We start from the raw sequence: 13,223 nt of genomic DNA, 5'->3' as shown, positions 1-13,223 counted from the left end.
CTCAGCCCGTCCGGCGTTTGAGGACCGGGGTCCGGGGCGGAGCCCCGGTTTCGGGAAGGGGCGGGTAAGGGAAAGCCGCGCAGCGGCTACCACCGCACACGAACAGGGCCGGGCCCGGGGTGAAAACCCCGGGCCCGGCCCTGTTGAAGCGTCAGCCTGCCGACGGCCACGCGTCACGCACCGCCAAGCGGCCTCAGTTGTCGTCCTCGTCGATCAGAAAGCCCCGCATCGGCGACGGCGCCTGCTGCATCGGCTGCGGCGCCTGCGGCCGCACCGGCGCCATCGGCTGCGTCATCGCGGGCGACATCTGCTGCTGCCCGCCGTACGACGGACCCGCGGCCGGACCGCCGTGGCCCATCGAGCCACCCATGGACCCGTTCCCCATGGAGCCGTTGCCCATCGACCCGTTGCCCATGGAGTGCCCCATCGCACCCGCGCCGGCCGGAGCCATCGAGGGCGACGGCGGCAGCGAGGGCGCCGAAGGCGTACGCGGCGGTGCGAGCGAGTCGTCCGCCTGGGTCTCCAGCTGGCGCAGCTGGCTCTCCAGGTAGGACTTCAGCCGCGTACGGTACTCCCGCTCGAAGCCCCTGAGGTCCTCGACCTTGCGCTCCAGCGTGGCGCGCGCGGACTCCAGGGAGCCCATCGCCACACGGTGCTTCTCCTGGGCGTCCCGCTCCAGCGCGTCCGCCTTGGCACGGGCGTCCCGCTCCAGACCCTCGGCGCGGCTGCGTGCCTCACCGACGATCTTGTTGGCCTCGGAACGCGCCTCGGCGATCGCCTGGTCGGCGGTCTGCTGCGCCAGCGAGAGCACGCGTGCCGCGCTGTCGCCGCCGGGACCCTGGCCGAGCTGCCCCTGCTGCGGGTGACCGCCCATGGGACCGCCCATCGGGCCGCCCATGGGTCCGCCCTGCATCTGGCCCTGCATGGGACCACCCTGCATCTGACCCTGCATCGGGCCACCCTGCATCTGGCCCTGCATGGGACCGCCCTGCATCGGGCCACCCTGCATCTGACCCTGCATGGGGCCCTGCATCTGGCCCATGGGGCCGCCCTGCATCGGACCGGGGCCGTGCTGGCCCTGCTGCGGGCCGTGACCCTGGGGACCACCGTGGCCGGGGTGCGCGCTCGGACCCGCAGGAAGCTGCGGAGCACCACCGGGCAGCTGGGGCGGACCCATCTGCGGGGGCTGCTGCTGCTGCGGCGGTCCGGATATGGCGGCGGGCACCGGGGCCCCGGGCCGATCCTGCTGTTCCGGAGGCTTGCGCATGCCTTGCTGCTGCTGGTTCTGCGCGGCGGCGCGCGTGGCGGCGGCCAGCTTGGCGCGCAGATCCTCGTTCTCACGAAGGAGGCGCGTGAGTTCGGCCTCGACCTCGTCTAGAAAGGCATCGACCTCGTCCTCGTCATAGCCTTCTCGGAGGCGGACGGTCGTGAACTGCTTGTTCCGCACGTCCTCGGGGGTCAACGGCATCTCTTCTTCACCTCTACGTAGTCGTCGGCAGTCGGCAAGACCGTATCGTTCACATTCCCCTCACCAGGTCGCTCACGTCGCGAGACCGCTCACGACCGAGATGAGGATGTACACGATGATCATCAGAACGAAGAAGGACAGGTCGAGTGCCACGCCCCCGAGACGCAGCGGCGGAATGAACCGCCGCAGAAGCTTGAGCGGTGGATCGGTGACAGTGTAGGTGGCCTCCAGGACGACCACCATCGCCTTGCCGGGTTGCCACGAGCGGGCGAACTGGAAGACGTAGTCCATGACCAGCCGGAAAATAAGCACGACGAGGAAACACACCAGAACGATGTAGATCACCTCCAGTGCGACGCCCATCCCGTGCTTCCCTCTCCCCTGGTCCCCGGTCCGGCCTTGCGACCGGATCGTTCCCGCCCTGCGACCGGGTCGTTCCCGGTGCCGTGTTCTCAGCTCTGGTTGAAGAATCCGCCCTCTGCGATGCGGGCCTTGTCCTCCGCCGTGACATCGACGTTAGCAGGAGACAGCAGGAACACCTTCTGCGTCACCCGTTCAATGCTGCCATGGAGACCGAAGACAAGACCCGCGGCAAAGTCGACAAGTCGCTTGGCGTCCGTGTCGTCCATCTCCGTGAGATTCATGATCACAGGCGTGCCCTCACGGAAGTGTTCCCCGATGGTACGGGCCTCGTTGTAGGTCCTCGGGTGCAACGTGGTGATGCGGTAGGGCTCCCGCTCGGACACGACCTTGGGCATGATCACCGGTGCGTTCTTCTCCAGGCTCGGACGTTCAGGTGTGATGGATGCCACGGGGGCGATTCGCGCCGGACGTCCGTTTTCTACCGCTAGGGGCACCGGCTCGCGCTCGCGCTGCGCGGGTGGTTGGACCATCCGCACCGGTTCTTCCCGCTCCTGCTGGTGCACGGGCTGGTGGCGCCGGTGCTCCCGCTCGGGCTCCGGCTCGGGTTCGAAATCGTCGTCGGGGTCAAAGCCCCGGCCGTCGTACCCATCGTCCTCCACGAGGCCGAGGTAGACCGCCATCTTGCGCATCGCGCCGGCCATGCTCTGAGTCCTCCGCTCTGTGGTGGATCGGCCTCGTCACCAAGTGCCCGCGATCCACTCGGTCCACCCGTCAATCGGCGGGAATGACCATATTTTCTGCTGTGGTCCGACTTGCTTCGCGACGTTACCCGAGCCGAGGTCGGTCTCCGAGCACCGCCGTACCGACGCGTACATGTGTCGCTCCGGCCATGACGGCTGCTTCGAGGTCCGCACTCATCCCTGCGGACACCATGTTCGCAGCCGGATGGTCCGCGCGCAGGCGGGATGAGAATTCCAGCAGCCGCTCGAACGCCGCCCGTTGCCGTCCCGCGTACGGTCCGGCCAGCGGCGCCACGGTCATCAGACCGCCGAGCCGCAGACCCGGCGCAGCGGCCAGCGCGGCGGCCAACTCCTCGATCCCGCCGGGTGCCGTACCCCCTCTCGCCCCGCGCTCGCCCGCACCGGCGTCGAGCGCGACCTGGATCAGGCAGACGAGTTCGCGCTCCGCCCTGACCGCCGCGGCGGAGAGGGCGGAAACGAGCTTCACCCGGTCGACAGACTGCACGACATCGGCGTAACCCGCCACGGAACGAACCTTGTTGGTCTGCAACTGGCCCACGAAGTGCCACGTCAACGACAAATCCTGACAGGCGGCCGCCTTGGGCCCGGCGTCCTGGTCGCGGTTCTCGGCAACCTCCCGCACCCCCAGCTCGTGCAGGATCCGGACGTCGCTCGCGGGGTAGGTCTTGGTGACCACGATCAGGGTCACCTCCTCCCGCGCGCGCCCGGCGGCGGCGCAGGCCCCGGCGATCCGGTCCTCCACCTTCGCGAGATTGCCTGCGAGTTCGGTCCTGCGGTCCGTCATGCCGCACCGCCCGGGCCGTCGGCGCCGTCCAGCCAGACATAGCCGGCGAGCCGGCCGGTGGTCCGGTCGCGGCGGTACGAGAAGTGGTCGCCGGACTCGCGCGTGCAGAAGTCCGACCGCTCCCGGTCCTCGATCCCGAGCGCGGCGAGCTGCGCGTGCACGCCCGCGACGACGTCGACGGCCGGGGTGCCCCAGCCGGTCTCGGCCCAGGACTCCGGTACGGCCGCGGCGACCTCGTCGCGCAGCGCCGCCGGGACCTCGTAGCAGCGTCCGCAGACGGCCGGTCCGGTCCGGGCGGTGATCCGGGACGGTTCGGCGCCGAGCGCGACCATGGCCTTGACGGCGGCGGGCACGACCCCGGCGACCAGCCCGGGGCGTCCGGCGTGGGCGGCGGACGCGATCCCGGCGACCGGGTCGGCCAGCAGCACCGGCACGCAGTCCGCGGTGAGCACGGCGAGGGCGAGTCCGCCCCGCGCGGTGACCAGCGCGTCGACCGGCGGAATCCCGGAAGGGGCGGCGGGGCTCGCGGGAGCCGCCGCGTCCGCCGCGGGCCAGGGGCCGTCCACGACCGCCACCTCGCGGCCGTGTACCTGGTTCATCCAGACCACCCGCCCCGGGTCGAGGCCCAGGGACTTCGCGGCGAGTTCGCGGTTGGTCCGCACGGCGGCCGGGTCGTCGCCGACCGCGCCGCCCAGATTGAGCTGTTCGTACGGAACGGCGCTCACCCCGCCCCACCTGTCGGTGAAGGCGAAGTGCGCGCCGCTCTCGGTGTCCTGCCGCTCTATCACTTCAAGAAGTCCGGAACATCCAGCTCTTCGACCTGGGTGTCCTGGTACGGACGGGCCGGCGGGACGTGCGGCGAGCTGATCGGCGGGAGCGGCTTCTCGTTGACCGCCTGCGCCGGTTCCGGCTTGGCCGGGCTGTCGTCGCGCGGCGGGACCGTACCGAGTCCGCCGGCGGGCCTGCCGGTGTCCGCGGACCGCGGCGGGGCCTGCTGCTCCTCGCGCTTGCCGGCGCCGAGCACGGTCTCGCGGCGCGTCGGCGGCTGTCCGCCGTCGAAGCCCGCCGCGATCACGGTGACCCGCACCTCGTCGCCCAGGGCGTCGTCGATGACGGCGCCGAAGATGATGTTGGCCTCGGGGTGGGCGGCCTCGCTCACGAGCTGCGCGGCCTCGTTGATCTCGAAGAGACCGAGGTCGGAACCGCCGGAGATGGAGAGCAGGACACCGCGGGCGCCGTCGATGGACGCTTCGAGCAGGGGCGAGGAGATCGCCATCTCGGCGGCGGCCACCGCGCGGTCGTCGCCGCGGGCCGAGCCGATGCCCATGAGCGCCGAGCCGGCCTCGGACATCACGGACTTGACGTCGGCGAAGTCGAGGTTGATCAGACCCGGTGTGGTGATCAGATCGGTGATGCCCTGGACACCCGAGAGCAGCACCTGGTCGGCCGACTTGAAGGCGTCCAGCACGCTGACCTGACGGTCCGAGATGGACAGCAGCCGGTCGTTGGGGATGACGATGAGGGTGTCGACCTCTTCGCGGAGCTCGGCGATGCCGTCCTCCGCCTGGTTCGCGCGGCGGCGGCCCTCGAAGGTGAACGGGCGGGTGACCACACCGATCGTGAGGGCGCCCAGCGAACGCGCGATGGCGGCGACCACGGGCGCGCCACCGGTGCCGGTGCCGCCTCCCTCGCCTGCGGTGACGAAGACCATGTCGGCCCCCTTGAGGACCTCCTCGATCTCCTCACGGTGGTCCTCTGCCGCCTTGCGACCGACCGCCGGATTGGCTCCGGCGCCGAGGCCCCGGGTGAGTTCGCGGCCGACGTCGAGCTTGACGTCGGCGTCGCTCATCAACAGGGCTTGCGCGTCAGTGTTGATCGCGATGAACTCGACGCCCTTGAGACCGACCTCGATCATTCGGTTGATGGCATTGACACCACCGCCGCCGACACCGATGACCTTGATGACTGCGAGGTAGTTCTGCGGTGCTGCCACGTCGAAGGCCTCTCGCCTCGAGTTACGTGTCGTCGCTTCGCTGAAGTCGCGCTGCGAGACTGATGCCGATGGGACGGTCCGGAACGCCGACCCAAACCCTGACGTCGAAAGTTCAGGGTTACCTGTGTGTCCGCTTCTAGGACTCTTCCGAACAGGACACTAAGTCGACAAGTGGCGCACGTTCAACGAACACGCCGAACCTCCCGTTTTTCTTTTCACCCTATGTGATCACCCATAGCGCTGACCAACCAGGGTGCTGGCCAGCACATATGAGCGTCAACTCCGTGACGAGGCGGGCGCGGTGGGCGCGCTGACGTCGAAGTGGCCCGCCCCGGGGGCTGCTTTCATGAGGGCGGTGAGCGCACGCGCCTTGGCCGCGCCGTCCTCGCCGCTTCCCCACATCACCGTACGTCCGCCGGTCAGCTCCAGCGAGATCGAGTCGTACGAACGCACCCGGACCGCCCTGGTGTCCGCGGCGACTTTCCGGGGAAGTTCGCTCCTCACGCGGACGGCTTCGCGGGTCAGCCGGTCCGCCGGGAAGCGCTGCTGCCCGGCTGACTGTTTCCCCGTCAATTCCAGGAGGGGTACGCCCTTCGGGGCCTGCCCGACGGTGGCGAAACGAGTTCCGCCGGCGTCCACTTCGATGAACTTTCCGCCCTTTTCGATCAGCAGGACGGGCTGTCGTTCGGTCACTTTCAGACTGATTCCGTGCGGCCATGACCGGATCGCTTCGACCGTCTCGATCCGCGGCAGCCGCCGCCGGAGCCGCTCCTCGATCGCACCGGTGTCCACGGAGACCAGCGGCGACCCGATCGGGACGGCCGCGGCCTCCTCCACCCGCGCGACGGTGAGCACGTCCGTGCCGGACGTGCTCACCCGCTCGACCCGCAGCCAGTGCGAGCCGTACAGCACCCAGATCCCGGCGCCGGCGGCCAGGGCGGCCCCGGCGGCCACCGCGATCAGCGCGTACCGGCCGGGGAGCCGGAAGCGGCGGCCGGACGGGGAGCCGCCCGGCCCGGAGCGGCCGGACTCCGCCTGCGCCCGCGCGTCCCGTGCGGCGGTCGTCGGTCCGGCCACGCTCCCTGCCTCTCTCGTTCGGCGCCTCGCGGCGCGCTACGCCTGCCGGCGCGCGGCGATCGCCTCGTACACCATGCCGACAAGCAGATCATCAGCGTCCCGGCGCCCGAACTCGGCGGCCGCGCGGGACATCTCGTACAGCCGGTGCGGATCGGCGAGCACCGGCAGGATGTTGCCCTGCACCCACTGGGGCGTCAGTTCGGCGTCGTCGACGAGCAGTCCACCGCCCGCCTTCACCACCGGCTGGGCGTTGAGCCGCTGTTCGCCGTTGCCGATCGGCAACGGCACATAGGCGGCGGGCAGCCCGACGGCGGTGAGTTCGGCGACGGTCATCGCGCCCGCACGGCAGAGCATCATGTCCGCCGCCGCGTACGCGAGGTCCATCCGGTCCACATACGGTACCGGGATATAGGGCGGCATTCCGGGCATGTTGTCCACATGCGGCAATTCGTTCTTCGGGCCGACCGCGTGCAGGATCTGGATCCCGGAGCGCTGGAGCACCGGAGCGACCTGCTGCACCACCTCGTTGAGCCGGCGTGCGCCCTGCGAGCCGCCGGAGACGAGCAGCGTCGGCAGGTTGGGATCGAGGCCGAAGGCCGCGCGCGCCTCGGGACGGACCCGGGCGCGGTCGAGGGTGGCGATCGTGCGGCGCAGCGGGATGCCGATGTAGCGGGCGCCCCGGAGCTTGCTGTCCGGCGTGGAGACGGCGACGGCCGCCGCGTACCGCGACCCGATCTTGTTGGCGAGGCCCGGCCTGGCGTTGGCCTCGTGCACGATGATGGGCACGCCCAGCCGCTTGGCGGCGAGGTAGCCGGGCAGCGCGACATAGCCGCCGAAGCCGACGACGCAGTCGGCCTTCGTGCGCTCCAGGATCTGCTCGGCGGCCTTGATCGTGCCGCGGAGCCGTCCCGGGACGGTGATCAGTTCAGGGGTGGGTCGGCGCGGCAGCGGCACGGCCGGGATGAGTCCCAGTTCGTACCCCCGCTCGGGAACGAGCCTGGTCTCCAGGCCGCGCTCCGTGCCGAGGGCCGTGATCCCCACGGTGGGGTCCTGCCTGCGCAGGGCGTCCGCGAGGGCGAGCGCGGGCTCGATGTGGCCGGCGGTCCCCCCACCGGCGAGTACGACATGCACCGAAATTCACCGCTCTCCGGACGGACGCTTCTTGACGCGCCGTCTCATCGTCTTCCATCTCACCCCGGCCCGCTTCCTGCTGAAGACAGGCTGCCGCATGGCCAGGGCCGCCCTCGCGGCGGGATCGTCCCGCGCGAAGGCGATCAGCAGCCCGACGGCGAACATGGTCGGCAGCAGAGCCGATCCTCCGTAGGAGAACAGCGGCAGCGGGACTCCGGCGATCGGCAGCAGACCGAGCACCGCACCGATGTTGACCACGGCCTGGGCCGTGATCCACGTGGTGACACCTCCCGCGGCGTACCTCACGAAGGGATCCTCCGTGCGTCCGGCCACGCGGATACCCGCATAGCCTAGAGCCGCGAACAGGGCGAGCACCGACAGCGTCCCCACCAGCCCCAGTTCCTCCCCGGTGACGGCGAAGATGAAGTCGGTGTGCGGTTCGGGAAGTTGGCCCCACTTTTCCACACTGGCGCCGAGCCCCGAACCGAACCATCCGCCGGAGGCAAGAGCATAGATGCCGTGCACGGCCTGGAAGCACTCGCCGTTGGGGCCGACGTCGATCGCCCCCACGCAGGAGAACCGGGACAGCCGGTTCTCGTTGGTCTTGATCAGGACGAACCCGACGACGCCCGCGAGGCCCAGCACCCCGCCGAACAGCCGGGTGGGCGCCCCGGCCAGCCACAGCAGGCCGAAGAGGATCGCGGTGAGGATGATCGCCGTACCCATGTCGCCGCCGAGCATGATCAGCCCGAGCAGCATGAAGGCGACCGGGACCAGCGGCACCAGCAGGTGCTTCCACTGCGAGAGCAGCCGCTTGTCCTGTTTGCGGGCGAGCAGGTCGGCCCCCCACAGGATCAGCGCGAGCTTGCCGAACTCGCTGGGCTGGAGCTGGAAGGGGCCTCCCACGGAGAGCCAGTTCTGGTTGCCGTTGACGGACTGCCCTATCCCGGGGACCTGGACCAGGGCCATGAGGAAGACCGTGCCGACGAGCAGCGGGTAGGAGAAGGCGCGGTGGAGCTTGGCCGGCATGCGGGAGGCGACCAGCAGCAGGGCGGTGCCGATGCCGGCGGCGAACAGCTGCTTGCGGAAGAAGTACGCGCCCGGCAGCGACAGCTCCAGCGCCTTGATCATCGACGCGGAGTACACCATCACCAGTCCGAGGACGGTGATCAGCAGACTGCTGCCGAGGATCAGGTAGTACGCGGTGAGCGGCCGGTCCCAGGTGCGCCGGGCCTGTTCGAACCTGCGCCTGATCCCGCCGCCGCGGGGCGGTCTGGGGGCGCGGGGGCCGCTCCCCCTGCCGCGGGCGGCGGGGGGACGCCGTACGGGCGCTCCGGGGGCCTTGCCGCGCAGGACGAGGCCGGGCAGGCGGCCCGTACCCGCGAGGCGACCCGTACCGGCGAGCCTGGCGAGGGGCCCCCGTACCGCCAGGGACCCCGCTGCGGCCTTCGCGCCGCCGCCGGGTCCCGTACCCGCTCCCGGCACCCCCGCGAGGGCGGGAGTGCCCGTCAGGCCCGCTCCGCGTGGCGCGGAGCGCGGGTCCCGTCCCACGGTGTCGTCGGCCGGCATCGTCGCTGTCCCCTCCAGTCGTGCCTGGCGCGGCTGCCGGAGGTCCGAGGACCGCGGCACGGGTGGCGCGGCCGGGTGCCCGGGACCGCTCGGCACGGCACCGGGGGGCCGGGCCGGTCAGGCGTGCTCGGCGGCGAGTGCGCGGACGGCGTCCGCGAACGCCTCGCCTCGTTTGTTGTAGTTGGTGAACATGTCCATCGAGGCGCAGGCGGGGGCCAGCAGTACGGTGTCCCCCGGCTGAGCGAGCCGTGCCGCTTCGCGGACGGCGGCGGGCATCGCTCCAGTGTCGGTCCGGTCGAGGTCGACCACCGGGACTTCGGGGGCGTGTCGCGCGAGGGCTTCCCGGATCAGCGCACGGTCGGCGCCGATCAGGACGACCGCGCGCAGCCGCTTCGCGGACCCGGAGACCAGGTCGTCGAAGGCCGCGCCCTTGGCGAGGCCGCCCGCGATCCAGACGATCGGGTCGTAGGCCGCCAGGGACGCCTCCGCGGCATGGGTGTTGGTGGCCTTGGAGTCGTCGACGTACGTGACGCCGCCGGTCCTGGCTACCAGTTCGATCCGGTGCGGGTCGGGCCGGAAGGCGCGCAGTCCGTCGCGTACGGCGGCGGGCTCGACGCCGTAGGCACGGGCGAGGGCCGCCGCCGCGAGGGCGTTGGCGATGTTGTGCGGGGCCGGCGGGTCGACGTCGGTGACGTGCGCCAGCTCCTGGGCCCGGTCGCGGCGGTTCTCCACGAAGGCGCGGTCGACCAGGATGCCGTCCACGACGCCGAGTTGGGACGGTCCTGGCGTGCCGAGGGTGAAGCCGATCGCCCGGCAGCCCTCCTCGACGTCGGCGGCGCGGACGAGGTCCTCGGTCGCCGGGTCGGCCGCGTTGTAGACGCACGCGATCCGGTTGCCCTCGTAGATCCGGCCCTTGTCGGCGGCGTACGCCTTCATGGAGCCGTGCCAGTCGAGGTGGTCGGGGGCGAGGTTGAGCACGGCGGCGGAGTGGGCGCGCAGGCTCGGCGCCCAGTGCAGCTGGTAGCTGGAGAGCTCGACGGCGAGCACGTCGTAGGTCTCGTCGCCGGCCACGGCGTCCAGGAGCGAGACGCCGATGTTGCCGACGGCGGCCGTACGCAGTCCGGCCGCCGTCAGGATCGAGGCGAGCATCCTGACGGTGGTCGTCTTGCCGTTGGTGCCGGTGACGGCGAGCCAGGGGGCCGCGCCGGGCCCCCGCAGCCGCCAGGCCAGCTCGACGTCGCCCCAGATCTCCACCCCGGCGGCCGCGGCGGCCGTGAACAGCGGCTTGTCCGGCCGCCAGCCGGGGGCGGTGACGACCAGTTCCGTACCGGCGGGCAGGGTGTCCCCGTCGCCGAGCCGGACCGTGACGCCCAGCTCCGCCAGCCCGGCGGCCTGGGTACGGGACCGTTCGTCGTCGCCGTCGTTGACGACGGTGACCTCGGCGCCGAGGCCGTGCAGCACCCGGGCCGCCGGGATCCCGGAGACTCCGAGACCCGCGACGGTGACCCGCTTGCCCTGCCAGTTCACGTGACCGCCTTGTTCACTCGACCGTCCGGATCACTTGTCGGACCGGATCACTTGTCCGCCGCCCAGCCCGCGTAGAAGAGGCCGAGGCCCACGATCACGCACATGCCCTGGATGATCCAGAACCGCACCACGACAAGGACCTCGGACCACCCCTTCAGTTCGAAGTGGTGCTGGAGGGGAGCCATGCGGAAGACCCGCTTGCGGGTCATCTTGAAGGAGCCGACCTGGATCACGACGGACATCGTGATCAGGACGAAGAGGCCGCCGAGGAGCGCGATCAGGAACTCCGTACGGGAGCAGATCGCGAGGCCCGCGAGGGCGCCGCCGAGCGCGAGCGACCCGGTGTCCCCCATGAAGATCTTGGCGGGTGAGGTGTTCCACCACAGGAAGCCGAAGCACGAGCCCATCAGGGCGGAGGCGACGACCGCGAGGTCCAGGGGGTCCCGTACCTCGAAACAGGCGTTGGGGTTGGTCAGCGTCACCGCGTTGGCACAGGACTCCTGGAACTGCCAGAGCCCGATGAACGTGTACGCGCCGAAGACCATCACGGACGCGCCGGTGGCCAGGCCGTCCAGACCGTCCGTCAGGTTCACGCCGTTGGACATCGCGAGAATCATGAACAGCGCCCAGACCACGAACAGCACCGGGCCGATCGACCAGCCGAAGTCCGTGACGAACGACAGCCTGGTGGAGGCCGGGGTGAGTCCCTGGGTATCGGCGAACTGGAGCGAGAGCACCGCGAAGGCGATGCCGACGATCAGCTGGCCCGCCATCTTGGCCTTGGCCCGCAGGCCCAGCGACCGCTGCTTCACGATCTTGATGTAGTCGTCGAGGAACCCGACCAGTCCCATGCCCGCCATCAGGAACAGGACCAGCACACCCGAGAAGGTGGGGTTCTCGCCGGTGATCACCTTCGCCAGCGCGTAGGCGATCAGCGTGGCCAGGATGAAGGCGATGCCGCCCATGGTGGGCGTGCCCTTCTTGCTGCCGTGGCTGCGCGGGCCGTCGTCCCGGATGAACTGCCCGTATCCCTTGCGGGCCAGGAGCTTGATCAGCAGCGGTGTGCCGATCAGGGTCAGGAAGAGCCCGATGGCTCCCGCGAAGAGGATCTGCCTCATCGGCCGGAGACCTCGCCCTCGGTGGTGCTCTCGAGGAGTGCCAGGGCGACCCTCTCAAGACCTGCCGACCTGGAAGCCTTCACCAGCACGACGTCTCCCGGACGCAGTTCACTGCGCAACAGATCGACCGCCGCCTGTGCGTCGGACACGTGCACCGACTCCTCACCCCACGAACCCTCGTTGTAAGCGCCCAGTCGCAGCCAGGACGCTTCCCTGCCCCCGACCGCCACGAGCTTGCTGACGTTGAGCCGGACGGCGAGCCGTCCGACCGCGTCGTGCTCGGCGAGCGATTCGTCCCCGAGCTCGGCCATCGGGCCGAGCACCGCCCAGGTACGCCCCCCCTCGGTCCGTGAGGCACCGCCCATGGCGGCCAGCGCACGGAGCGCGGCTCTCATGGATTCGGGGTTCGCGTTGTAGGCGTCGTTGACGATCGTCACGCCGTCCGCGCGCTCGGTGACCTCCATACGCCAGCGGGAGAGGGTTCCCGCCTCGGAGAGCGCTTCGGCGATCTCGTCGACGGACATGCCCAACTCATGGGCGACGGCGGCCGCGGCGAGCGCGTTCGACACGTGGTGCTCACCGTACAGCCGCAGCGTCACGTCCCTGCACCCGGAGGGTGTTCGAAGGCGGAACGCGGGCTGTCCGGTGGCGGTGAGGCGCACGTTCTCTGCCCGTACGTCTGCTTCGTCTGCCTCGCCGAAGAGGACCACGCGTGCTTCGGTACGGGATTTCATGGCGCGGACGAGGGGGTCGTCGGCGTTGAGGACGGCCACCCCGCCGTCGGCGCCGGACGGCAGGGACTCGACCATCTCGCCCTTCGCCTCGGCGATCTGCTCGCGTCCGCCGAACTCACCGATGTGCGCGGTGCCGACGTTGAGGACGAGGCCGATCCGGGGCGGGACGAGTCCGGTGAGGTAGCGGATGTCCCCGAGGTACCGGGCGCCCATCTCCAGGACGAGGTAGCGGGTGTCCTCGACGGCGCGCAGGGCGGTCAGCGGGACGCCGATCTCGTTGTTCAGGTTCCCGGCCGGCCAGACCGTGGGTCCCTTCGTACGGAGCAGCTGGGCGATGAGGTCCTTGGTGCTGGTCTTGCCGGCGGAGCCGGTGAGCGCGACGGTGGTGGCGCCGAGGCGTTCGACGACGGCGCGGGCGAGGGCGCCGAGGGCCTGGACGACGTCGTCGACGACGATCACGGGGACGCCCGGGAGGGGGCGGGTGGCCAGGACGGCCACCGCACCCTCCTCGACGGCGCCCCGCGCGTAGTCGTGGCCGTCGACCCGCTCGCCGGCGAAGGCGGCGAAGAGGCTGCCCTTCTCCACGGCGCGGGAGTCGATGACGACGGGTCCGGTGACCCGGACCGCCGGATCCGGTATGTCGTGCGACTGCCCGCCGACGAGGGCGGCGATCTCGCTGAGGGAGAGGGCGATCACGG

Annotated in this window: 12 protein-coding genes; all 12 read right to left on the bottom strand. The window is 70.7% G+C overall.

The genetic code is table 11. The annotated features are described in order from the left end of the window. Window positions 1-193: 193 nt before the first annotated feature. Window positions 194-1,468 carry a DivIVA domain-containing protein gene (locus tag ACIODU_RS32675; protein WP_161312330.1) on the bottom strand — a complete coding sequence of 425 codons (1,275 nt, stop codon included), beginning with the start codon at window positions 1,466-1,468 and terminating at the stop codon, window positions 194-196. Between the two features lie 72 nt (window positions 1,469-1,540). Beyond that, window positions 1,541-1,831, bottom strand: coding sequence for a YggT family protein (locus ACIODU_RS32670; RefSeq protein ID WP_356432106.1), 291 nt, complete (start codon window positions 1,829-1,831; stop codon window positions 1,541-1,543). A gap of 89 nt (window positions 1,832-1,920) precedes the next feature. After that, complete coding sequence (locus tag ACIODU_RS32665; RefSeq protein ID WP_161312328.1) at window positions 1,921-2,532, bottom strand: cell division protein SepF; 612 nt, start codon at window positions 2,530-2,532, stop codon at window positions 1,921-1,923. Between the two features lie 124 nt (window positions 2,533-2,656). After that, window positions 2,657-3,376, bottom strand: coding sequence for a YggS family pyridoxal phosphate-dependent enzyme (locus ACIODU_RS32660; RefSeq protein ID WP_401772611.1), 720 nt, complete (start codon window positions 3,374-3,376; stop codon window positions 2,657-2,659). Then, window positions 3,373-4,164 carry a peptidoglycan editing factor PgeF gene (pgeF, locus tag ACIODU_RS32655; protein ID WP_401772608.1) on the bottom strand — a complete coding sequence of 264 codons (792 nt, stop codon included), beginning with the start codon at window positions 4,162-4,164 and terminating at the stop codon, window positions 3,373-3,375. Before pgeF ends, ACIODU_RS32660 begins: the two co-directional genes overlap by 4 nt. Then, entirely contained in the window at window positions 4,161-5,369 is a 1,209-nt protein-coding gene (gene ftsZ / locus ACIODU_RS32650; RefSeq protein ID WP_401772606.1) for a cell division protein FtsZ, read from the bottom strand. Before ftsZ ends, pgeF begins: the two co-directional genes overlap by 4 nt. A gap of 276 nt (window positions 5,370-5,645) precedes the next feature. Further along, the gene (locus ACIODU_RS32645) at window positions 5,646-6,446 is read right to left on the bottom strand and encodes a cell division protein FtsQ/DivIB (protein WP_401772603.1); all 801 of its coding nucleotides are present in this window, start codon (window positions 6,444-6,446) and stop codon (window positions 5,646-5,648) included. A 36-nt stretch (window positions 6,447-6,482) separates the two neighbouring features. Beyond that, window positions 6,483-7,577, bottom strand: coding sequence for an undecaprenyldiphospho-muramoylpentapeptide beta-N-acetylglucosaminyltransferase (gene murG, locus ACIODU_RS32640; protein WP_161310645.1), 1,095 nt, complete (start codon window positions 7,575-7,577; stop codon window positions 6,483-6,485). A gap of 6 nt (window positions 7,578-7,583) precedes the next feature. Continuing rightward, window positions 7,584-9,146, bottom strand: coding sequence for a putative lipid II flippase FtsW (gene ftsW, locus ACIODU_RS32635; RefSeq protein ID WP_356432096.1), 1,563 nt, complete (start codon window positions 9,144-9,146; stop codon window positions 7,584-7,586). A gap of 117 nt (window positions 9,147-9,263) precedes the next feature. Next, complete coding sequence (murD, locus tag ACIODU_RS32630; RefSeq protein WP_401772598.1) at window positions 9,264-10,673, bottom strand: UDP-N-acetylmuramoyl-L-alanine--D-glutamate ligase; 1,410 nt, start codon at window positions 10,671-10,673, stop codon at window positions 9,264-9,266. A 47-nt stretch (window positions 10,674-10,720) separates the two neighbouring features. After that, window positions 10,721-11,791, bottom strand: coding sequence for a phospho-N-acetylmuramoyl-pentapeptide-transferase (gene mraY, locus ACIODU_RS32625; RefSeq protein WP_161312926.1), 1,071 nt, complete (start codon window positions 11,789-11,791; stop codon window positions 10,721-10,723). Then, window positions 11,788-13,221, bottom strand: a complete 1,434-nt coding sequence (gene murF / locus ACIODU_RS32620; protein ID WP_401772595.1) for a UDP-N-acetylmuramoyl-tripeptide--D-alanyl-D-alanine ligase — start codon at window positions 13,219-13,221, stop codon at window positions 11,788-11,790. The genes mraY and murF overlap by 4 nt, the downstream gene beginning before the upstream one ends. Window positions 13,222-13,223 lie beyond the last annotated feature (2 nt).

It is taken from the genome of Streptomyces sp. NPDC088261 (genome assembly GCF_044740805.1).
Classification (GTDB): domain Bacteria; phylum Actinomycetota; class Actinomycetes; order Streptomycetales; family Streptomycetaceae; genus Streptomyces.
This window is presented reverse-complemented; position numbering and strand designations above follow the sequence as displayed.